Origin of the sequence: Bradyrhizobium sp. STM 3566, from assembly GCF_045571445.1 — a bacterium.
Lineage (GTDB): Bacteria > Pseudomonadota > Alphaproteobacteria > Rhizobiales > Xanthobacteraceae > Bradyrhizobium > Bradyrhizobium vignae.
The window spans coordinates 4,872,409-4,892,994 of record NZ_CP120692.1; the positions used below are offsets into that span (position 1 = coordinate 4,872,409).

Sequence of the window (20,586 nt, forward strand, 5' to 3'; positions counted from 1 at the left end):
CCCAGGTGAAGTCCGTTTCGCAAGGTTACGCATCGAGAAGTCCGGCGCGCCGCGCCGGACTGACGAGCCGAAATGATGTGTTGGATGATATCGGGGTGTCGGATGACATGCGGCGTCCCTGGTGAAGATCAGGACGCGATTCTTGGGCATGTCGCCTCACGGGGAGATCGCACATCCCCGACAGGCCGAGTAGAAGACCGGCTGGCCGAGCTGTCAACTCACCCCTCCCCCGGGAATCCTCACAAAGAATTTCATGCTTCGTTTGGAACCACACCAGTCTTGAAACCGGAAGACCATGTCGATGCGGCCGGCGCCGACAGCTACGTGCTGTGCGAGATCAACGCGAGCTCGTGCTTTGCGATTGCCGAGGAGGCACCGGCGCAATCGCGCGGACGGTGAGGCGACGCATGCTCCGGACGACAGCGTGCGTTCGGGCGCATAGCGGAGCGGCGGGCATGCTTTCGCAGATCAGATCTTCGGGAGCTTCGCCCGCTCCACCACGCCGGTCCATTTGACGATCTCGGTCTCGATCAGCGCCTTCATCTCCGCCGGCGAGCTGCCACGGACCTCGCCGCCGACAGCCGTCTCGAGACGCTGCTTGATCTCGGGGTCCCTGAGCACCTCGAGCGTCGCGGCATTGAGCGTCGCCATGATCGCAGGCGGCGTGCCCTTCGGAGCCAGGAGCCCTGCCCATGTGCGCACGTCGTAGCCCTTGATGCCGGCTTCCTGAACCGTGGGGACATCGGGCAGCAGGGCGGTGCGCGTCGGCGAGGTCACCGCGAGGCCGCGGATCGCACCACTCTGGATCTGCGGCGCCAGCAGGACGGGCGTGCCGACGATGATGGGCACTTCGCCGCCGAGCAGCGCGGTGATGGATTGCGAATCGCCGCGATACGGCACGTGCACGATCTCGACGCCGGCCGCCGCGTTCAGCAGCTCCCCGGCGAGATGATGCGTGCTGCCGAAGCCGACCGATCCGAAGCTGAGTGCACCCGGCTTCTCCTTCGCGATGGTGATGAGATCGCCGAGCGATTTTGCGGGGTAGTCGTTGCGCACGGCGATGACCAGCGCGTAATAGACCAGCGTCGAGATCATCTCGAAACTCTCGGCGGGCTGGTAGGCGAGGCTCTTGTAGGTCGCCGCGGAAATCGCATGCGCCCCGGTGACGAGACCGATCGTGTAACCGTCGGGCGCGGCCTTTGCGATCGCATCCGCCGCGATGTTGCCGCCCGCGCCGGGCTTCGCCTCGACGATGATCGGCTGCCCGAGCTTCTTCGAGAGCCCGTCGGCGATGATGCGCGACAGCGCATCGGCCGCACCGCCCGCGGCAAATCCGTGCACCAGGCGGATCGGGCGCGATGGATAGTTATCCGCCGCCGCAAGAGTGGTTGCAAGGCAACCACTCAGCAGAAAAATGGCCGCAGCAAGTCGCTTCATCCCACGCATGGATGCTTCTCCCCTTGATTGTTATGTCTTTGGCCGCAGCGCGTGCGGCGATCTCTCGTTCGAACTCAAATTCGTTAAAGTGTGAGCATGATCTATTCGGAAAACCGCTTCACACTTTTCCGGATCATGTCTAGCGCGCGAACTCCGTACATTCCGGCGAAGGCGCCATGCCCCAGACGTCGCGCGGCAGGCCGACCCAGACTTTTGGCCGCTGCGGACGATCGCGGTGCCACGGGCGCGGCTCGAAATAGCCGAGCGCCTCGTCGGTCATGCGGTCGAGATCGCAGAACAGTTCGACCAGATGGCCGTCGGGATTGCGGTGGTAGATCGCGGTGTTGTGGCCGGGGCCGTGACGAACCGGGCCCCAGAGCACGGGCAGCTTGTGCCGCGCGAGATGATCGCAGGCGCGATGCATGTGGTCCGGGCCCCGCAGCTCGAAGGCGAAATGATGCAGGTTGCGCACGGGCGCGCGAGCGAAGTTGAGCGTGTGGTGCTCGAAGCCGCTGCGCATGAAGACGAAGCGGTCCTCGATCCAGTCTGAGACCCGCAGGCCCATCACGTTCGCATAAAACTCCGAAGCGGCTTGCGGATCGGGCGTGCGCAGCGCGACATGGCCGAGCTTGGCGACGGCGAGCCCGCCGATCCGCTCCTGCGCGGGCGTCGGCGTCCAGCCCTGGATCAATTCGAAGCGCGTTCCCTCGGGGTCGCTGAAGGACAGCAGCCGGGACACGCCAGGCAGGGGATCGCTGTGAAGCTCGGGCCGCAAGCCGGCCTGCTTCAGCGCTGCGCCCAGCGCCTCGATCTGGACATCGGGGGATATCTCGAAGGCGATGCTCTGCAGCGCGGCGTCCCCTCGCTCGATCACCAGCGAGAGCTGCTCGGACTCGTTGGCGAGGAATAGGCGGCCACCATCACGGGCGACGAGGCCGAGACCGATCACGACGCGGTAATAGTCGAGCAGCCGCTCCGGATCGGGCGAGGTGAAGGTCGCGTGCCGCAACCGGGTAAAGCGTGCAATGGGCGCTTGTGTCATCGTCCACCCCCTCATGGCGTCATGATGATCTTGCCGAGCGCGGAGCCCTGCTCCAGCAGCGCATGCGCCTTCCTGACCTCGTCGAGCTTCAGCACCGCCGAGATCGCCGGCTTGATCGCATTGCGGCTCAGCGCCTCGATCACGCTGCGCATCAGGGCGCGGCGGCCGTCGCGATCATGGTCGTAGATGTGGAAGGAGAAGCAGCGCACGGCCGGACAGATGTCGAGATGGTTGCGCATCGCCCCCATCAGATTCTCTTCCGGCAATCCGGCGAAGGCATTGTACGACAGCAGCGTGCCCCATTTGCCGAGCGCGCCGAGATAGGCGGTGAACTCCGGCCCACAGACATGATCGAGCACGAGGCCGACGCCCTCGCCTTTCGTCAATTCGCGCGTCCGCGCCACCACATCCTCGCTGCGGTAGAAGACGATGTGATCGGCGCCGTTCGCCTTCGCGAACGCGGCCTTCTCCTCGGTCGAGACCGTACCGATCACGGTCATCTCCGCGAGCTTTGCCAGTTGCACCAGCGCGGTGCCGACGCCGCCGGCAGCCCCGATCACCAGCACGCTTTTGGGAGCGCGCGGATGGCGGCACTCGTGCAGCAGCGCGTAGGCGACCTGGTAGTTCGACAGGCACACGGCGGCTTGCAGATCGACATGGTCGGGCAGCGGGTGGATGGCATCTGCGGGTGCGACCACATAATCGGCGTAGCAGCCGCCGCGCTGAGACAGATCGCGGGCGCTCAGCAGTACCTTCTGGCCGATTGCAAAGCCCTCGACATCGGGCCCGAGGGCAGAAATGCGGCCGGCGACGTCGTTGCCGGGATTGGCCGGCAATGGCGGCATCCATTTGTAGACGCCGCGCCGGATCAGCGCGTCGGGCTGCCCGACCCCGAACGCCTCGGCCCGGATCTGCACCTGGCCTGCGCCCGGCACGGGCACTGGAAGCTCGACCACCTCAAGTGCATCCGGCCCGCCCGGCTGACGCACCAGCACTGCCCTCATTTGTTTATGCTCCCCAGATCATATTTTCGAAAATCATACCGTTTACGAAAATTATTGCAAGATGGTCGTTGCCGCGGCATCTTGAGCCATCGATTCATTGGCAGGCCCATGCCCGACAGCGCCATTCGCCCCCGCAAGGAATTCGGCAAGACCATCGCCGCCGACATCACCCATCGGCTGCGCGAGGAGATCATCGCCTGCGGCCTCGCGCCGGGCGAGCCGCTGCGCTTCGACGTGCTGCGCGAACGCTTTGGCGCGAGCTTTACGACGCTGCGTGAGGCGCTGACGGCGCTGGCCGCCGAAGGCCTGGTTGACGCCCAGGAGCAGCGCGGTTTCCGCGTCGCGCCGGTCAGCCGCCAGGATCTGGTGGAGGTCACCGATGCCCGCGTCCTGATCGAGGTGGAATTGATCCGCCGCTCGATCGAGCGCGGCGACGATGACTGGGAAATCGCTGTCATCTCGACGCTGCATCGCCTGAAGCGGATCGAGCAGCGCGATCCCGAACATCCCTTGCGCGATCCCGAATGGAAGATCGCCCATCGCCAGTTCCATCAGGCGCTGGTCTCCGCCTGCGGCTCGGCGACGCTGCTCGCCATTCGCGCCGAGCTGTTCGATCGCGCCGAGCGCTACCGGCACCTCTCGGCCAATTTCCGGCCTCGCCCCCGCGACAAGGCCGGCGAGCACCAGGCCATCATGCAGGCCGCGATCTCGCGCAATGCCGATCTCGCCGTGCAATTGATCGAGGCGCATATCCGCTCGACCTCCGACAACGTCGCGACGTACGCCGGCCATCTGCTCGACGCCGAATAGGGGCGGGTAGCATTTTCGCGCTGCGGGCTTGCGTCGCGGATAATTTTCGAAAATAATGCGTCTCATCGAAAATCAAAACCTTGGGACGGAACCATGAAGCTGCTGTCGTTCTTGGACGGAAATCGGGAAAGCTGGGGCGCCGTTGTCGAAAATGGCGTGGTGGATCTCAGCCGCGCCCTGCCCCAGTACCCCACGCTCGCCGACTTCCTTGGCAGCGACGACTACGCGCGCCGTGAGGCCATCGTCGCCGGGCACAAGCCGACCTTCGCGCTCGGCGATATCAAATACCTGCCGGTGATCCCGCGGCCGGAGAAGATCGTCTGCGCGGTGCGCAACTATCTCGACCACCACAACGAGGCGGTGGCGTTCGGCATGAAGCGCGAGATCACCGAGTTTCCGCCGATCTTCCTGCGGGTCTGGCGCTCGCAGGTCGCGCACAACGCGCCGGTGATCCGGCCCAAGGTCTCCGACAATTTCGACTGGGAGGGCGAGCTCGCCGTCGTCATCGGCAAGGGTGGCCGCCACATCAGCCAGGCCGACGCCTGGAATCACGTCGCGGGCTACTCGATCTACAACGACGTCAGCGTGCGCGACTGGCAGCGCCACGCGCAGCAGATCGCCTCGGGCAAGAACTTCGTCGGCACCGGCCCGTTCGGGCCCTGGCTGGTCACACCTGACGAGATCGGCGATCCCACCAAGCTGAAGCTGGAGACCCGCGTCAACGGCGCGACCGTGCAGTCCTCCGACACCTCGATGCTGATCTTCTCGATCCCGCGGCTGATCGAATATTGCTCGACCATCTTCGACCTCGTGCCCGGCGACGTCATCGCCACCGGCACGCCCGCCGGCGTCGGCTTCACCCGCAAACCGCCGATCTTCCTCAAGCCCGGCGACGTGGTCGAGGTCGAGATCGAGAACATCGGCGTGCTCCGCAATCCCGTCGTGGACGAGGCATAAGACGCGGCATGTCCCACGACACTCGCAAGACCGCGCTCAGCGTCGAGACCGTCTGGCACGAGCGCGGCCCGCGGCTGGAGAAGCCGCTGCTGGTCGGGACGGCCATAGCAGTCGTTCGCAATCCCTTCGCTGGTCACTATGAGCCTGATCTGATGCCGTTCCAGGCGTCCTTGCGTGAGCTCGGACGCGAGCTCGCATCCGGGCTGATCGCGCAGCTCGGCGGCGCCCAGCGCATCGAAGCCTATGGCAAGGGCATCATCGTCGGCGAGGACGGCGAGCTCGAGCACGGCGCCGTCTGGCACGAGGCCGGCGGCCACGGCATGCGCGAAGTGCTGGGACAGCCCAAGGCGATCGTGCCGGCGGCGAAGACCATCGGCGGCGCAGGCACGCGCCTGATGGTGCCGCTCGGTCACATCCATGCCGCCTATGTCCGCAGCCATTTCGGCACCGCCGAGATGACGCTGTGGGATGCACCACGGCGTGACGAGATCGCTTTCGGCCTCGTGATGGCGACCGGCGGCCGCCCCCACGCCCGCATCGGCGGCATCAAGGCGTCGGAGATTTCCGTGCACGACGGGCAGCGCTGACGCGCCGCCCGTCTCCGCCTCACAGGAAACCGGTCGAGATCCACGGGATCGCCGCGACGATCAGCGTGCCGATCAGCGAGGCGACGATATAGCCGACGATCGGCTTGATGCCCTCGTCGGGACTGATGCGGCTGATGGCGCAGGCCGCGTAATAGCCGACGCCGAACGGCGGTGCGAACAGGCCGATGCCCATGGCGAGCACGACGACCATGGCGTAGTGCACCTCATGCACGCCGACCTGGCGGGCGATCGGAAACAGCAGCGGCCCGAACAGCACGATGGCCGGGATGCCCTCGAGCACGCTGCCGAGAATGACGAAGGCGAGGATGGTCACACCGAGGAAGACAGGTGTTCCGCCCGGCAGCGCCGTCATGAACTTTGCGAGCGAGGCCGAAAATCCCGATTGCGTCAGGGCCCACGCCATCCCGGTCGCGGCGCCGATGATCAGCAGGATCGCGCCGGATAGCGACGCGGTCTCCACCAGCATCGGATAGAGCCGGCGCCAGGAGAACTGACGATAGATCAGCAGTCCGGTGAGAACCGCGTAGACGATTCCGATCGTCGACACCTCGGTCGCGGTCGCGACGCCCTCGACCACCGCGGCGCGGATGACGAAGGGCAGTGCCATCGCCGGAATGGCGATGACGAAGGCGCGGCCGATCTCCCTCCACGTCGCCCGCTTCACATGCGACAGGTCCTCGCCCCGGTATCGCCACCACACCACGGTGCAGAGGCCGATGGCGAGCACGATGCCGGGCAGCAGGCCGCCGGTGAACAGGGCGGCGATCGACACCCCAGTGACCGAGCCGATGGTGATCAGCACCAGCGACGGCGGAATGGTCTCGGTCTGGGCGCCGGTTGCCGCGAGCAGCGCGACGAGATCGCCGGGCTTGGCGCCGCGCTTGGTCATCTCGGGAAACAACACGGGCGCCACGGCGGCCATGTCCGCCGCCTTCGAGCCCGAGATGCCCGAAACCAGATACATCGCTCCGATCAGCACGTAATGCAGACCGCCGCGCACGTGCCCGAGCAGGCTGGCGAGGAAGCCGACCATGGCGCGCGCCATGCCGGTCATTTCGATCAGCAGGCCGAGGAACACGAAGAGCGGCACCGCAAGCAGGATCAGATGGCTCATGCCTTCGTCCATGCGTCCGATGATGACGACATCGGGCGTGTTCGTCGTCAGCGCGAGATAGCCGACGGTCGCAAGTCCAAAGGCGAACGCGATCGGCACCGCCGCCAGCACCATGGCGCCGACGATGACCACGAAGAAGATCAGCAGGTTCAGGTTGCCGAGCGGCTTGAGCACCGGCGCGATGAGAACGAGCGCGGCGATGATGCCGGCGACGAGCGCGACGGCTGCGAGCAGGCTGCGCAAGCCCGAGATGCGGACGAGCCGCAGGACAGCCGCGATCAGCATCAATCCGATTCCGACGGGTAACGCCGCCGCCCGCCAGCTGTTGACGATCTCGAGCGCCGGCGTGGTGACGAACACCTCGTCGGCCGCGAATTCGTAAGCCGGGTGGATCACCAGCAGCAGGAACGCCAGTGATGCCGCGGCGGCAACGACGTCCAGGAATGCGCGTGCGTCGGGACTGAGCATGCCGATGATGGCCGTCATCCGCATGTGCTCACCGCGCTGGAACGCGATCACCGATCCCAGCATGGCGAGCCACAGGAACAAGATGCCGGCGAGCTCGTCCGCCCAGATGATCGGGGCGTGAAACACATATCGTCCGACGATGCCGGCCGACAGCACGACGATCTCGGCCAGCACCAGCAGTGCAGCCGGGATCGCAACCACATGACCAAGCGCCCTGTTGGCCCTGACGGCCCATAGGCGCACACCGGATTGAGGTGCCGCGACAGCGGCGCCTTCGTCGATGCTCGGCGTATGGTTGCGCGCCGTCATGACAGCTTGCCCGCCGCCTTCTCGAGTTGCGCCCAAGCCTCCTCGCCGAACTTGCCCTTCCAATCGGAGTAGAAGCTCGTCTTGGCGAGTGCCCGCCGGAACGCACCACGGTCGACTTCGATGAACTGCATGCCCTTGGCGGTGAGGTCCGCGCGCAGCGATTCGCTCAGCTTCGCGATATGGGCGCGCTCGTCTTTGGCCGAACGGTCGAACTCGCGCGTCACGATCGCCTGCACGTCCTTGGGCAGCTTCTCGAAGGCACGCTTGTTGCCGAGGATCCAGTAATTGTCCCAGACATGCCCGGTCAGGGAGCAGGTTTTCTGCACCTCGTAGAGCCGGGCGGTCGCGATGATCGGCAGGGGGTTTTCCTGACCGTCGACCACTTTGGTCTGGAGCGCGGAGTAGACCTCGTTGAAGTTGATCGGCGCGGGACCGGCCCCGAGCGCCTGGAACAGCGATGTCAGATTGGGGGCGGCCGGCACGCGCAGCTTGAAGTTCTTGAGGTCCTCGGGCGTCCTGATCTCGCGGCCGGACGAGGTGACGTGGCGGAAGCCGTTATCCCAGGGGCTCGATACCGCCATGATCGGCGTCCTCGCGATCTGCGCGCGGATGTAGGCGCCGAGCTCGCCATCCATCGCCTTCCAAACCGCATCATAGCTGGTGAAGAGAAAACCGAGATTGACGATGCCCGCGGCCGGGACCAGCGTCGCCAGGATCAGCGACGACAGGTTGAAGAACTCGACGCCACCGTTGCGGACCTGGGTGAGCAGGTCGGTATCGGAGCCGAGCTGGTTGGCCGGGAACAGATTGATCTCGAGCCGGCCGCTCGTTGCCTCGCGAATGCGGTCGGCAGCTTCCTTGGCGCGGATATTGACGGGATGCGTCGGATCCTGACCGGTCGCGAGCTTGTAGGTGAATTCGGCGGCCGAAGCGGGACGCGTGAGAATGGCGCACAACGGCACGGCCGCGCCGGCGAGGAGCAGCTTGCGACGGGTGAGGGTGATTGGTTTCCGCGGAATCATCTATTCCTCCTGTTGAGCTTGGATTGTTCTGCAGCGATGGCTTTCGCCACTGCCGTGGCTGCCGGCCGGCCCTCGGTGCACCGGCATTGGACAGCAGCTCTCCCTCTCCGCAGCAGCGCTGCGAAGCATGTTGGCCTGGTCGATGCTGAACGGTGGCTGCGGGCTAGCGCAGCCACTCCTTGATCTGCCGCGTCACTTCGGCGGTCGAGATGCCGTAGCGATCATGCAGCGTCGGCAGCGCGCCGGCGGCGAGAAACTCGTCCGGAAGTCCGATCTGGCGGAATGCCGGATGAACGCCCGAACGCATCAGGAGCGAGGCCACGGCCTCGCCGAGACCGCCGATCACGGTGTGGTTCTCGGCGACGACGACGAGGCGGCCGGGCCTGCCGGCCTCGTGCAGGATCGCCTCGGTGTCGAGCGGCTTGATCGTCGGCACGTGCAGGACAGCCGCGTTGACGCGGTCATCCGACAAGGCCTGCGCCGCCTCCAGCGCGCGCATGGTCATGATGCCCGAGGAGATGATGAGGACGTCGCCGCCATCGCGCAGCAGCGCGGCCTTGCCGAGCTCGAAGCGATAGTTGTACTCGTCGAGCACCAGCGGCACCTGTCCGCGCAGCAGCCGCATATAGACCGGTCCACGATGAGCAGCGACCGCCGGCACGATCTGCTCGATCTCGTGCGCATCGCAGGGATCAATCACCGTCATGTTGGGCATCGCACGGAACAACGCGAGGTCCTCGGCCGCCTGATGGCTCGGTCCGTAGCCCGAGGTCAGGCCGGGCAGCGCGCAGGCGATCTTCACGTTGCGGTCTTCTTCCGCGATAGTCTGGTGGATGAAATCGTAGGCCCGGCGCGAGGCGAACACCGCATAGGTTGTCGCGAATGGCATGAAGCCTTCGGCCGCGAGTCCGGAGGCTGCGCCGAACAGGAGCTGCTCGGCCATGCCCATCTGGTAGTAACGATCGGGAAAGGCCTGCGCGAAGATCTGCAGGTCGGTGTATTTGCCGAGATCGGCGGTCATGCCGACCACGTCCTCGCGGCTGCGGGCGAGTTCGACGAGCGCGTGGCCGAAGGGAGTGGGCTTGGTGCGCTGCCCTTCCGCCGCGATCGAAGCGATCATCGCAGAGGTGGTCAGGCGCGGCTTGGCCGAAGAGCTCGATCCGGCGGATTTCATGGCTGCTCTCCCGCGTTCAGTTCAGACAGCGCGAGCTGCCATTCATGCGGCTCGACGCGGATGAAATGATTCTTCTCACGCTGCTCCAGGAAGGGAACGCCCTTGCCCATCAAGGTGTCGGCGACGATCATGCGGGGCTTCGGCTCGGCATGTGCCATCGCGGCATCGAAAGCACCCACCACGGCGGCGAGATCATTGCCATCGACGCGCTGCACGAACCAGCCGAACGCTTCGAGCTTGTCGACCAGCGGTTCGAAGCCGAGCATCTGCTTGGAGGGACCATCAGCCTGCTGATTATTGACGTCGACGATTGCGATCAGATTGTCGAGCTTGTGATGGGCCGCCGACATGATGGCCTCCCATTTGGAGCCCTCGTCGAGCTCGCCGTCCGAGAACAGCGTGTAGATGCGCGCCGCGGATTTCTTGCGCTTCAACCCGAGCGCCATTCCGACGGCGATGCCGAGCCCAAGGCCGAGCGAGCCGCCGGACATCTCCATGCCCGGCGTGTAAGAGGCCATGCCCGACATCGGCAGGCGGCTCTCGTCGAAGCCGTAGGTTTCCAGCTCCGCCTCGGGGATGATCCCGGCCTCGATCAGCGCCGCATAAAGTGCGATCGCATAATGTCCGTTCGAGAGCAGGAAGCGGTCGCGCCCCTCCCAGGCGGGATCTTCGGGCCGAAAGCGCATCGCGTGAAAATAGGCGACCGCCAGCACGTCGGCGATGTCGAGCGCCTGCGCAATATAGCCCTGGCCCTGAACCTCGCCCATGAGCAGGGCATTGCGGCGGATGTTGCGGGCGCGCTGTGCCAGCGTCAGCGCATTTGCGAGTGTCGGTGTTGCCATGTGTCTCCCCTCCTCGCTCAGTGGATCAGCATGCCGCCGTTGACGTCGATGACCGCGCCGGTGACGTAGGCCGACAGATCGGAGGCGAGGAAAGTGTAGATGCCGGCTACGTCGGCGGCCTCGCCCAGCCGTCCGAGCGGTATGCCCTCGAGGATCTTCGCCCGCATCTCGTCCGTGAGCTTGCCTGCGGTGATGTCGGTGCCGATCAGGCCGGGCGTCACGCAATTGACGCGGATGCCGTCGGGCCCGAACTCGCGCGCCATCGCCTTGGCGAGCCCGAGCACGCCGGCCTTGGCCGCCGAATAATGCGGCCCGCCGAAGATGCCGCCGCCGCGCTGGGCGGAGACGGAGGACATGCAGGCGATCGATCCGCTTCTGCGCTTCTGCATGTGCGGGATCACGGCCTGCGACAGGAACAGGATGCCCTTGAGGTTGACGTCCTGGATGCGGTCCCAATCTTCCGGCGTGATGTCGAGAAGCTTCACCGGCTGGGTCACGCCGGCGTTGTTGACGAGAATGTCGATCCGGCCGAACTTTCCGATGACCGCCTCGACGGCCTTGATACAGGCGTCCTTGTCAGTGACGTTGCAGGCGAGGCCGAGATGCGGCTGGCCATTGACCGGTTCGAGGTTGCGCGCTGCGTCTTCCGCCGCCGGACCATCGATGTCGAGAATGGCGACCCGGGCGCCTTCGGCGGCAAAGCGCCGGGCCGTGGCAAGGCCGATGCCCCGCGGCGAAGCCGCGCCGGTGATGATTGCAGTCTTGCCGCGAAGCAGCATCTGATCCTCCCTGAAGGCTGTGCCGAGGCTCCCGAGGGGCGCCATTGTTCTTGACCGGTTGATAATGCCCCTGCCCGCTTTCCGACAAACGCGCTGTTGTCTTGCATGGGTGAATTTGGTTCACTCGTCGGATGCTGCTATCCAGCATCCCGATATCCGCTGTCCGCGCTTTCGAGGCGGCTGCGCGCACCGGCTCGTTCCGCGATGCGGCGAACGAGCTTCATCTGACGCCGAGCGCGGTGAGCCACGCTATTCGCAAGCTCGAAAGCGCGATGGGCACGATATTGTTCGAACGCAGTGCCCGCGCGGTCCGCCTGACGCCAGCGGGCGAGAACCTGATGCGCCATGCCGGCGCCGCTTTCGATAATTTGCGCCGCGGCATCGAGGAGGTCGCCGGCCGCGGCCCGCAATTGCTGAGGGTGCACTGCGCACCGAGCTTTGCCGCCCAGTGGCTCGCTCCGCGCCTCGCCCGCTTCATGGCCGCCGAACCCAAGCTCGAGGTACGCCTCGCCGCCAACACCGAATATGCCCGGTTCAGCAACGACGATTTCGACATCGACATCGTGTATGGACAGCCGAGAGCCGAGGGGGTCGAAGTCATTCCGCTCGGCGAAGAGACCGTGACGCCGCTCTGTACGCCCGCACTGGCGAAGAAAATCCGCAAGCCGAAGGACCTGTTCGATCAGGTCCTGATCCGCTCGGAAGTGAAGCAGGTGCAGTGGCATCAATGGTTCACCGCCAACGGGCTCGAAGCGCCGGCGATTCACGGCATGCGCTTCGATCGCAGCTTCCTGGCGATCGCAATGGCGTCGAGCGGCCTCGGCGTGACGCTGGAATCAACCCGGCTGGCCGAACAGGAAATCGCGACCAGGCGATTGGTCGCCCCCCTTCGCCGGACGCTCGGTCGATATCCGCTATGTTGGCCATCATCTCGTCTTTCCGCGTGCAAGCCGGCAGCGGCGGCCCGTCCGCGTTTTCGCCGCGTGGATCACGCGTGAGATTGGAGCCGGCGGCTCCCTTTGACCGGCGCTTGATACTGTGCATCGGTGGCAGACGCGCAGGCAGGACCGGTCAGCCCTTCGAGACGACCGCGCGTCCGTAAGGCGGCTGTGCCTGGACCGGCGGATTGGCGGTTTGGGCGGCGAGTTCGCCGATCAGTCGGTCGGCATCGGCGGCCATGCCGTCGGGGGCCTGGATCACCAGGTGTTCCAGCGCCCAGCGGTAGGATGAGATGCGCTGCTCCAGGCATTGCTGCACCCACTGGATGATCAGTGAGTTCTCCTGCATGCGCGCGACCGCGTCGTCCCTCTCCCTCGGCGATAGCGCAGAGACGCGCGCCATGCTGGCATTGCGTTTCCTGTCGAGATCGATGACGCGGATCGCGCTGGCAAAGAACGGCTCGAAGCGGGTGATGTCGTTGCGGACGTCCTCGATCAGCTGCGCATAGCGCGAGGAATGCGAGCGGTGCGGCTCGTCGATCAGCGTGCGGCCGTACATGGTACGGTCGAACACGATCTTCTGCCGCCAGGGCGAGGGCAGCGGCTTGTAGTCGCCGAACACGCTCTTCCAGGCGGGCCGAGACAAGGGCGGCTCGATCATGGGATAAGCGAGGTCGCGCAGCTGGCGCTCTTCGTCGGTGAGCTGGAATTGCGAGGGCGTCACGCCGACGCTGGAGGTGACCTCCGCGCCCAGCCAGCGGTGCATGTCGTCGCTGCGCATGTCGGCGCGGGTGCGGCCGAAATCACCGCCGCTGCACGCGCCGAGAGTCGCGGCGAGCAGCGCGAGCAGGACGGCCGACAGCACAGGCCGGATCTGGCGGATGGAGTCCGGCATCGCATGAAACCGGATGTCAGCGACGGCGGCGACGGCGCCCCGGCGCTGCGCCCTGCTCCGGCCCGCGATCGCCGCTGGTTTCGTCCGCCTCACGCTCGATGCGGATCACGGGAAGGATCAGGACCGTTCCCATGTCCACGCGCGGAGCGACATCCCCCGACGAGCCCACCCGGCGACCGGCCGGAAATTCGATGATGGTCCCCATGCCAGCTCTCTTCAATTGCCGCGCGACCGAACGCGCCCCTGCAACATGCATGCATTAAGATCAGCTCATGGTTAACGGGGTGTAAACGCGTCCCGTGGACCGTAACCGCACGGACGGGCCGCGCCGTCCCGTTGCGGCACGACAACGCCTCAAATTGCAGGGCCGGCTTCACGCCTCGTTTTCCTTAACGAGGCTTTAAAAGAACTTGCGCTAGGCTCGCCCCAAGTATCTTTCCCGAGTTGCGTACGCCTCCATGACCAAGTCGCTGTTTCCCGGATTCGACGGGCTGATGACCCTGTCCCGTCGCGAAGGTGTCGATGTCCGTCCGACGCTGCTGCGCGTGCTGACCGACCTTTATGTCCAGACCAGCACCCACAGCGATGACGAGCAGCGGCAGTTCGTCGAGCTTGCCACGCGGCTGATCGACCAGGTCGACGATGCGACGCGCGCGGCCGTCAAGGCGCGGCTCGCGGTCTATCCGCAGACGCCCGTCCCGATCCTGCAGAAGCTCGGGCTGGTCGCGACCCAGGAAGGCCGCAGGATTCCATTGGCGCGGGAGATTCCCGCTCCGCCCCACGCACCCGCTGCGGCGCGCGCGCCGAGCGAGGCCGAGCAGCGCATGGCCTCGAACATGGCGATGCAGCCGAAGGAGGCCGCCGAGATCCACGACATGTTCTTCCGCGCCGGCGCCTCCGAGCGCGCGCTGATCCTGCATAATCTGGCGCAGACCCCGCTGAAGGCCGCTCCCCGCATTCCGACCGCGCGCGCCAAGCGCGCGATCCAGATCCTGGAGATGGCGGCGATCGCGGGTGACGCCGAGAACTTCACCTTCGAGCTCGGCGACAGCCTGATCCTGCCCTCGCGCGTCGCAGCCCAGATCGTCGACGATGCCGGCGGCGAGGCGCTCGCGGTTGCCGCGCGCGCGCTCGACATGCCGAGCCCGGTCTTCCAGCGCATCCTGCTGTTCTTCAAGCCCGAGATCGGCACGTCCGTGAACGCCGTGTACCGGCTGTCGCGGCTCTACGACCGCCTCGGCGACCGCTCGGCGCTGGTGATGGTGGCGGCCTGGCGCGGCTCGACGCTCGCGGTGACGCGGGCGAAGTATCAACCGTCACTGCATGACGGCGAACGCCAGCGGGCGCGCGCGGGCGCGAACCAGACGCGGCCTGGCGTACAGCCGGGCTCCAGTCCGACGGTGCGCACCGGGACCGGCGGATCGTCGGATCGCTGATTTGCTCGCGCCGCCTCAGCAGGTGGCGACGCTGAGCGTTAGGCACGAAACGACTTCCAATCTCGTCATTGCGAGCGCAGCGAAGATTCCATGGGGAGTGGATAGCGACCAGGTCTGAGGCCAGACTGAGGGTTGCTGAATCCATTCAACCTGGAGACGACGATGTTGCTCGATCATCCTTCCGACGGACTGGCCGCTATCCGCACGCAGTTTGGCGCAATTTTTGTGTCATTGGAACTGAGCCGTTCGACATGGCTGGTCACTTCGCTGTCGCCCTGCAAGGGCGAGAAGATGTCCAAACGCAGCATGAAGGCCGGCGAGCTTTCGGAACTGTTGAAGCTGTTTGCGGAGCTGAAGCGCAAGGCGCAGGCGCGAACGGGTGAGAGCTATCCGCTCATCGCGATCCAGGAGGCGGGGCTGGACGGGTTCTGGCTTCACCGCGCCCTGCAGCAGGAAGGCATCGAGAGCCACGTAGTCGATCCGGCCTCGATTGCGACGCCGCGCCGGCGCCGGCGGGCCAAGACGGACCGGCTGGATGGCGAGACGCTGTTGCGGACGCTGCTGGCCTACAAGCGCGGCGAGGTACGGGTCTGCGCCATGGTCGTTGCGCCCTCTCCGGCAGAGGAGGACCGCCGTAGGCTGTGCCGCGAGCGAGAGACCTTGATCGCGGAGCGGATCGAGCATGTGAACCGGATCAAGGGTCTTCTGTTCGCGCAAGGGATCTTCGACTACGCGCCGCTGCGGCGAGACCGGCGGAAGCGGCTGGAGGCCTTGCGGACGGGCGACGGGCGCGCCTTGCTGGCGCATCTGAAGGCGCAGATCAGCCGCGAACTCGACCGGCTCGAACTGCTGCTCGACCAGATCACGGCGGTGGAGCGCGAGCAGGATGCGTTGCTGGCCGCGAGCAAGGCGGCGGGGGAGAAGACCGTATCGAACCCGGTGGCAATGCTGCTCGAACTGAAGAGCCTGGGCCCGAACTTCACGGCCGTTCTCTGGTCGGAGGCCTTTTACCGGCAGTTCGCCAACCGCCGCCAGATTGCATCCTATGCCGGCCTTGCAGCCACGCCATGGCGCAGTGGCGGCATCGAGCGCGAGCAAGGCGTGTCGAAGGCTGGCAATCCGCGCCTGAGAACCACGATGATCCAGCTCGCCTGGCTCTGGGTACGCCACCAGCCTCAATCGGCTTTGACCCAGTGGTTCAAGGTGCACAGCCAACGCGGCCGCAAGCGCGCGATCGTGGCGCTCGCGCGCAAGCTGCTCGTGGCCCTCTGGAAGTACGTGACCGCGGGCGTGGTGATCGAGGGAGCCGAGATAAAGGCCGCCGCCTGACACCACGCTCCTCAGCCTCAAAGCCAATCCGCCGAGATTGATCAGCCTCGGCCGATCCGGGTGGACGAACCGATGGATTGCATGGCTTCAAACGCCGTAACGAAGAATGGTCTCGTCCTCTCGAGCCTGCCCGCCGCAAGCGGAATGTTGGTGCAGCCGCCGCCGCGCGGCGACCGAATGTGAGTTTGATCTGGCAAGCAAACCAGATTGCAAAAACCGGCTCGACCCTTGGATCGCCTGACGAAAAGGAGTTATCCGCCCGCTGCCCCGACTGCCAAAGCCTGATGGCGTGCTCGCTCGAGTCAAGGCCAAGTCGCTTCGCGACGGCCCTACGGGCCGACCTTGACTCGATCTGCGCGCGCCATCCTACGTGCTCCACGGTCGGGACGAAGAGCTGGCCTGCAATCGAACAAAGAGCTGAACAAACCGCCTTGACACACCAAATCCCCATGTGAGCAATCCAGAGTCCCTCCTCGGAAAGATTCTGGATTGCTTCGCTGCGCTCGCAATGACGTTGTGGCGACAGCTACGTCTTCGCCAATTCCAGAAAATGCCGGCCCGCGCGATCCTCGGTCTCGACGATCCACGCGTCGGGATCGAAGCGGATCTCCTTGGTCAGCCGCTCCTCGATCGTGTGCTCCGGCAGAGGCTGCGGCGCGACCGGCACGAAGAGGCGATCGATGGGCCGACCCTCGTCATAGACGGTCTGCGGCGCCGGCGCATACAGCATCGCATTGCCGTCGAGCAGCGACACCTTCACGAACACCGCGCCCGCCTCCTCGGCACCACGACGCCGCACGGCACCGAACACGCCCTCGGTCTGGCAGCGGCGCAGGTAAGCCGCCACCCAAATGTTGGATTTCAAACGCATGAATCCGACGATAGGCCAGCGCGAGGTCTCACGCCAGCCTCAGCTCGTGCGGCTATTCGACGGGATGGCCGATCGCAGCGGCGAGCTCGCGCAGCAGCCGATCGGACACCTGCCCGGTGACCTGCATCTTGTGCTCGCGCTCGAACTTCTGGATCGCGGACTGGGTCTCGCCGCTCATGGCGCCGGTGATCTTCAAATTGCCGTAGCCATATTCGGACAGCGCGCGCTGCACGCCGGCGATACGTCGCGCGGCGGGGCTTTGCGCCGGAATCGGCGCGGGCGGACGCAAGGCCGCGGGCGGCGTCGCGGTCGTGGCCTTGACGAGATTGGTCATCGGATCGTTCGAACGCGTCGAGGCCGTCGCCTCGACGGGTTTTTCGGGCGCCTTCTCGGCGGCACGCTCGACAGGCTTCGGCTCGACGCGAAACTCCGTCGCCCTCGGCTCGAGCGGCGAGGTATCGGCGCCGACGGGGCGCGGACGCGGCATGGGATTGGACAGCGGCACCGAGGACGGCGCGGGAAGATTGATCACCGTGCCGAACATCGGCGCGGGGTGCCGGCCGGTCTGGAGGAACAGCGCATTGGCAACGATCGCAGTGATCGCGGCGACGGCGACGAGGCCGGCCAGCGTATCCTTGGGGCTGTGCAGCAGCACGCGCATCACGAGATTGCGCTCGGTGTCGACGTCAACGACCGCGGTCTTGGCGCCGCGGCGGCGCGGAGCGGCTTCGTCCTTCGCAGACTTCTTAGGCACTTTTCTTCACCAGAGCGGGTTGGTCCTGAGACTGGTCGAGAGTTTGGTCTTGAAGGTCCTGGCGCAACGCCGGCGTCAGCATCGCGATCTTGCTCGCGTTCGCCTTGTCATCGACCAGCCTGTCTTGCGGCGGCGTGTAGACGAGCGGAAGCTTGACGGTGACGGCGGTGCCCTCGCCCAACCTGCTTTGTACCGTCAATTCGCCGAGATGCAACGCCACGAGGCTCTTGACGATCGAAAGTCCGAGGCCGGTGCCTTCGTGACGGCGCTGATAGGTCTTGCCGGCCTGGAAGAACGGCGCGCCGATGCGCTTGAGGTCGTCAGGTGCGATGCCGACGCCGGTGTCGCTGATGCGCAGCGTCAGCTGCGAACCAGACACGCCGGCTGATACGCAGACCTGACCGCCGCGCTCGGTGAACTTGATGGCGTTGGCGACGAGGTTGAGCACGATCTGCTTGAAGGCCCTGGGATCGCCGGTCATGACGGGCAGGTCCTGCGGCGCGTCGGTGATCAGGTCGATGCCGTTCTCCCGCGCCTTCAGCGCCAGCAGATTGCAGCAATGGAGCAGCGAGGCGCGCGGCGCGAACGGCTCCGACGAAATCTCGAAATTGCCCGATTCCATCTTCGACATGTCCAGGATGCCGTTGACGACCGAGAGCAGATGCTGGCCGGAATCGTTGATGAGCTGGGCGTATTCCTTGCGCTGGGCCGCACCCAGCATCAGGATCTGCTCCTGCGCGATCATCTCGGAGAAGCCGATGATGGCATTGAGCGGCGTGCGCAGCTCGTGGCTCATGGTGGCGAGGAAACGCGTCTTGGCGGCATCGGCCGCTTCGGCGGCGCTGCGCGCCTGATCCAGCGCCTGCTCGGAAAGCTTGCGGTCGGTGACGTCGCGCATCACGGCGACGACTTCGGCTTCGCGCGTGGACCCACGATCAGTATCCCGGCGGCCCAGATCCTGATCGAGCGGGCGGCAGCGCATCTCGACCCAGATGAAATCGACCTGACCGCGCTCGGAACCGACAGGCTCGCGCCGCAGCCGGAACTCGACGCTGCGCATGTCGCCGCGCGCCGCGTCGGACAGTGCCGTGAGATAGGCCGGCCGATCTGCGACGTGGACGCGGTCGAACAGGCCGTGGCCGAGCAATTGCGCCACTTGCATGCCGAGCATGGTCTCCACGGCCGGCGAGATGAACTGCACCGCGCCATTGCGCTGATGCCGCGAGATCACGTCGCTCATGTTGCGCGCCAGCAGGCGGTAACGCTCCTCTTCGCGCGACAAGAGCGCGACGCTGGTGCGCGCGAGCGATTCCGCGCCGAAGGCGAGGCCTGCGGCATAGAGGGTCGCGGACGTGACGCCGAAGGCCATCAGCACGCCGCGCTCGGCCGCGCTCGGCTCCTGCACCGGCAACCAACCGAGCTGGCTGATCAGGATCAGAATCCCGGCGCAGGACAACGCGAGCAGCGAGGCGAACGCCGCGACGCGGCGCGAGGCCGACAGCGCAGCTTCGAGGGGAACCACGACCAGCCAGACCGCGGCGAATGATTCGATGCCGCCCGTCGTGACCGCGACCGCCATGATCATTCCGGCGAGCGCCAGCGACGATAGCACGTGCGCGCCCTCGTAACGGCCGGTGCGCGACAGGAACCAGGACAACATGATTGGCGCGATCAGCCAGGCAAAGGCCGCAACCTCGATCGCGCTCGGCGCGCCACGCATGGCGAGATAGACAGGGAATGCGGCAAAAGCTGCCAGACTGCCCAGCAGCCGCGGTGCCATGAAGGCGCGATGGCGCGCTCGCATCAGCGCATCGTAGCGCGCGGAGGGATGCAGCAGTGCATCGAGACAATCGCGGATGATACTCAAAACTGTCACGGGTCTCGCGCTTCGGCTCAATCGTCTTTGGAAGACGCGCCGGAACGCCTCCTTGTCGTTGAGCCACCGTGTCAGAGCGACCTTAAACGAGTGCTAAGGCGGCGCCGCATGCGGCCGGACACCGCGTTATCGCGGAGCTTTTTAGACGATTTGGCGACGTCTTCGCTACGGATGGTGAACACAGGGTTTCATCGTCGTCCGCATGGTTTCGAATTGGTGGACGCGTTGCGGCCAGCAAAATCACGGGCGCGGGCATCAATCGAAAATTTACGAGACCGCCGCTTCCAAAGAATTTTGCGTCAATTTTCCGCGAATTAAGCTCAAGGCAATCACTTGCGATTTATCGAGGGTTGCTAGGTCCGGCATCCGCGGAGATCGCCGCGGGCGGATTCTAACGGACAGGTCGATAAGATGCGCTTTCTGCTTCGCATCACATTCTGGCTCGGGCTGGTGCTGGTGCTCCTGCCGCGGGACAAGACGCCCGAATCGGAGAAGCTGCCGCAGATCGGCGCCGCCGACGCGGTGCAGGCTGCGACTGCGGCCGTCTCCGACATGACCCAGTTCTGCAAGCGCCAGCCGGCGGCCTGCGAGGTCGGTGGCCAGGCCGCGACCATCATCGGCCAGCGAGCCCAGGACGGCGCGAAGAAGCTCTACCAGATCATCAACGACAAGAAAGAGCAGATCACCAACGACAAGAACGACGGCAACAAGAACGACAACAAGAAGGCCCCCGACCACACCGGCTCGATCGCGATGGCCGGCGAGGGTGACGCTGCCGCAAACGAGGCGCCGCGCGATACCCTGACCCAGGACGACCTCGCGCTGGAATGGCGCGGGCCAGGTCCAGCGAATTAACGCCCAAACCCTATCGATTTCACGTCCTCGCGTCCCTATATTGGCCTTAACGGGAACTGTGGGCCA

The 20,586-nt window shown here is 65.5% G+C and carries 19 protein-coding genes and 1 pseudogene; 7 read left to right on the forward strand and 13 right to left on the reverse strand.

Annotated features, from left to right (window positions below; genetic code table 11):
* Positions 1-468 precede the first annotated feature (468 nt).
* From P6U27_RS23575 to P6U27_RS23585, 3 genes are all read right to left on the reverse strand, one after another.
* Positions 469-1,446: a tripartite tricarboxylate transporter substrate binding protein gene (locus tag P6U27_RS23575; protein ID WP_122404134.1), complete on the reverse strand. Its 978-nt coding sequence runs from the start codon at positions 1,444-1,446 to the stop codon at positions 469-471.
* 130 nt (positions 1,447-1,576) lie between these two features.
* A complete protein-coding gene (locus P6U27_RS23580) occupies positions 1,577-2,479 on the reverse strand; it encodes a VOC family protein (RefSeq protein WP_122404135.1) in 903 nt (300 codons plus the stop codon).
* An 11-nt stretch (positions 2,480-2,490) separates the two neighbouring features.
* Positions 2,491-3,483, reverse strand: coding sequence for a zinc-dependent alcohol dehydrogenase family protein (locus tag P6U27_RS23585; RefSeq protein ID WP_209294334.1), 993 nt, complete (start codon positions 3,481-3,483; stop codon positions 2,491-2,493).
* 108 nt (positions 3,484-3,591) lie between these two features.
* Between P6U27_RS23585 and P6U27_RS23590 the strand changes: the two genes are divergently transcribed.
* The 3 genes from P6U27_RS23590 (at position 3,592) to P6U27_RS23600 (ending at position 5,837) form a co-directional block, all read left to right on the forward strand.
* Positions 3,592-4,293, forward strand: coding sequence for an FCD domain-containing protein (locus P6U27_RS23590; RefSeq protein ID WP_063690882.1), 702 nt, complete (start codon positions 3,592-3,594; stop codon positions 4,291-4,293).
* A gap of 93 nt (positions 4,294-4,386) precedes the next feature.
* Positions 4,387-5,250: a fumarylacetoacetate hydrolase family protein gene (locus P6U27_RS23595; protein WP_122404137.1), complete on the forward strand. Its 864-nt coding sequence runs from the start codon at positions 4,387-4,389 to the stop codon at positions 5,248-5,250.
* A gap of 8 nt (positions 5,251-5,258) precedes the next feature.
* The gene (locus tag P6U27_RS23600) at positions 5,259-5,837 is read left to right on the forward strand and encodes an amino acid synthesis family protein (protein WP_209294335.1); all 579 of its coding nucleotides are present in this window, start codon (positions 5,259-5,261) and stop codon (positions 5,835-5,837) included.
* 19 nt (positions 5,838-5,856) lie between these two features.
* Here the strand turns inward: P6U27_RS23600 and P6U27_RS23605 are convergent, their stop codons facing one another.
* The 5 genes from P6U27_RS23605 to P6U27_RS23625 form a co-directional block, all read right to left on the reverse strand.
* Positions 5,857-7,749, reverse strand: a complete 1,893-nt coding sequence (locus P6U27_RS23605; protein WP_407192708.1) for a TRAP transporter large permease subunit — start codon at positions 7,747-7,749, stop codon at positions 5,857-5,859.
* A complete protein-coding gene (locus P6U27_RS23610) occupies positions 7,746-8,771 on the reverse strand; it encodes a TRAP transporter substrate-binding protein (RefSeq protein WP_407192709.1) in 1,026 nt (341 codons plus the stop codon). Before P6U27_RS23610 ends, P6U27_RS23605 begins: the two co-directional genes overlap by 4 nt.
* 163 nt (positions 8,772-8,934) lie before the next feature.
* Complete coding sequence (locus tag P6U27_RS23615; RefSeq protein ID WP_407192710.1) at positions 8,935-9,945, reverse strand: transketolase family protein; 1,011 nt, start codon at positions 9,943-9,945, stop codon at positions 8,935-8,937.
* The gene (locus tag P6U27_RS23620) at positions 9,942-10,787 is read right to left on the reverse strand and encodes a transketolase (RefSeq protein WP_122404142.1); all 846 of its coding nucleotides are present in this window, start codon (positions 10,785-10,787) and stop codon (positions 9,942-9,944) included. The genes P6U27_RS23615 and P6U27_RS23620 overlap by 4 nt, the downstream gene beginning before the upstream one ends.
* A 17-nt stretch (positions 10,788-10,804) precedes the next feature.
* The gene (locus tag P6U27_RS23625) at positions 10,805-11,566 is read right to left on the reverse strand and encodes an SDR family NAD(P)-dependent oxidoreductase (protein WP_122406755.1); all 762 of its coding nucleotides are present in this window, start codon (positions 11,564-11,566) and stop codon (positions 10,805-10,807) included.
* A gap of 134 nt (positions 11,567-11,700) precedes the next feature.
* On the opposite strand from P6U27_RS23625, the pseudogene P6U27_RS23630 reads away from it, so the two are divergent.
* Positions 11,701-12,589: pseudogene (locus P6U27_RS23630) on the forward strand (LysR substrate-binding domain-containing protein).
* 48 nt (positions 12,590-12,637) lie between these two features.
* Here P6U27_RS23630 and P6U27_RS23635 read toward each other — a convergent pair.
* Positions 12,638-13,399: a hypothetical protein gene (locus tag P6U27_RS23635; RefSeq protein ID WP_407192711.1), complete on the reverse strand. Its 762-nt coding sequence runs from the start codon at positions 13,397-13,399 to the stop codon at positions 12,638-12,640.
* A gap of 16 nt (positions 13,400-13,415) precedes the next feature.
* Positions 13,416-13,604, reverse strand: a complete 189-nt coding sequence (locus tag P6U27_RS23640) for a hypothetical protein (RefSeq protein WP_122404144.1) — start codon at positions 13,602-13,604, stop codon at positions 13,416-13,418.
* Between the two features lie 253 nt (positions 13,605-13,857).
* Here P6U27_RS23640 and P6U27_RS23645 point away from each other — a divergent pair, with 253 nt between their 5' ends.
* A complete protein-coding gene (locus P6U27_RS23645) occupies positions 13,858-14,835 on the forward strand; it encodes a DUF2336 domain-containing protein (RefSeq protein WP_122404145.1) in 978 nt (325 codons plus the stop codon).
* 162 nt (positions 14,836-14,997) lie between these two features.
* Positions 14,998-16,164, forward strand: a complete 1,167-nt coding sequence (locus P6U27_RS23650; RefSeq protein ID WP_122406392.1) for an IS110 family transposase — start codon at positions 14,998-15,000, stop codon at positions 16,162-16,164.
* 526 nt (positions 16,165-16,690) lie between these two features.
* Here the strand turns inward: P6U27_RS23650 and P6U27_RS23655 are convergent.
* Genes P6U27_RS23655 through P6U27_RS23665 form a run of 3 tightly spaced genes read right to left on the reverse strand, consistent with a single transcriptional unit; the run spans position 16,691 to position 19,665 of the window.
* On the reverse strand, positions 16,691-17,035 hold the full coding sequence (locus tag P6U27_RS23655) for a DUF1491 family protein (RefSeq protein ID WP_122404146.1): 345 nt from the start codon (positions 17,033-17,035) through the stop codon (positions 16,691-16,693).
* Between the two features lie 52 nt (positions 17,036-17,087).
* The gene (locus tag P6U27_RS23660) at positions 17,088-17,789 is read right to left on the reverse strand and encodes a peptidoglycan-binding domain-containing protein (protein WP_122404147.1); all 702 of its coding nucleotides are present in this window, start codon (positions 17,787-17,789) and stop codon (positions 17,088-17,090) included.
* Positions 17,782-19,665 carry a PAS domain-containing sensor histidine kinase gene (locus P6U27_RS23665; protein WP_162500361.1) on the reverse strand — a complete coding sequence of 628 codons (1,884 nt, stop codon included), beginning with the start codon at positions 19,663-19,665 and terminating at the stop codon, positions 17,782-17,784. Before P6U27_RS23665 ends, P6U27_RS23660 begins: the two co-directional genes overlap by 8 nt.
* A 411-nt stretch (positions 19,666-20,076) precedes the next feature.
* On the opposite strand from P6U27_RS23665, the gene P6U27_RS23670 reads away from it, so the two are divergent.
* Positions 20,077-20,520 (forward strand): DUF5330 domain-containing protein, encoded by a 444-nt coding sequence (locus P6U27_RS23670; RefSeq protein WP_122404149.1) that lies wholly within the window; start codon positions 20,077-20,079, stop codon positions 20,518-20,520.
* Positions 20,521-20,586 lie beyond the last annotated feature (66 nt).

Bases quoted from the DNA above. Each gene is read 5' to 3' on its own strand.
- P6U27_RS23575 (WP_122404134.1), bottom strand. From the start codon at position 1,446: ATGCGTGGGATGAAGCGACTTGCTGCGGCCATTTTTCTGCTGAGTGGT.
- P6U27_RS23580 (WP_122404135.1), bottom strand. From the start codon at position 2,479: ATGACACAAGCGCCCATTGCACGCTTTACCCGGTTGCGGCACGCGACC.
- P6U27_RS23585 (WP_209294334.1), bottom strand. From the start codon at position 3,483: ATGAGGGCAGTGCTGGTGCGTCAGCCGGGCGGGCCGGATGCACTTGAG.
- P6U27_RS23590 (WP_063690882.1), top strand. From the start codon at position 3,592: ATGCCCGACAGCGCCATTCGCCCCCGCAAGGAATTCGGCAAGACCATC.
- P6U27_RS23595 (WP_122404137.1), top strand. From the start codon at position 4,387: ATGAAGCTGCTGTCGTTCTTGGACGGAAATCGGGAAAGCTGGGGCGCC.
- P6U27_RS23600 (WP_209294335.1), top strand. From the start codon at position 5,259: ATGTCCCACGACACTCGCAAGACCGCGCTCAGCGTCGAGACCGTCTGG.
- P6U27_RS23605 (WP_407192708.1), bottom strand. From the start codon at position 7,749: ATGACGGCGCGCAACCATACGCCGAGCATCGACGAAGGCGCCGCTGTC.
- P6U27_RS23610 (WP_407192709.1), bottom strand. From the start codon at position 8,771: ATGATTCCGCGGAAACCAATCACCCTCACCCGTCGCAAGCTGCTCCTC.
- P6U27_RS23615 (WP_407192710.1), bottom strand. From the start codon at position 9,945: ATGAAATCCGCCGGATCGAGCTCTTCGGCCAAGCCGCGCCTGACCACC.
- P6U27_RS23620 (WP_122404142.1), bottom strand. From the start codon at position 10,787: ATGGCAACACCGACACTCGCAAATGCGCTGACGCTGGCACAGCGCGCC.
- P6U27_RS23625 (WP_122406755.1), bottom strand. From the start codon at position 11,566: ATGCTGCTTCGCGGCAAGACTGCAATCATCACCGGCGCGGCTTCGCCG.
- P6U27_RS23635 (WP_407192711.1), bottom strand. From the start codon at position 13,399: ATGCCGGACTCCATCCGCCAGATCCGGCCTGTGCTGTCGGCCGTCCTG.
- P6U27_RS23640 (WP_122404144.1), bottom strand. From the start codon at position 13,604: ATGGGGACCATCATCGAATTTCCGGCCGGTCGCCGGGTGGGCTCGTCG.
- P6U27_RS23645 (WP_122404145.1), top strand. From the start codon at position 13,858: ATGACCAAGTCGCTGTTTCCCGGATTCGACGGGCTGATGACCCTGTCC.
- P6U27_RS23650 (WP_122406392.1), top strand. From the start codon at position 14,998: ATGTTGCTCGATCATCCTTCCGACGGACTGGCCGCTATCCGCACGCAG.
- P6U27_RS23655 (WP_122404146.1), bottom strand. From the start codon at position 17,035: ATGCGTTTGAAATCCAACATTTGGGTGGCGGCTTACCTGCGCCGCTGC.
- P6U27_RS23670 (WP_122404149.1), top strand. From the start codon at position 20,077: ATGCGCTTTCTGCTTCGCATCACATTCTGGCTCGGGCTGGTGCTGGTG.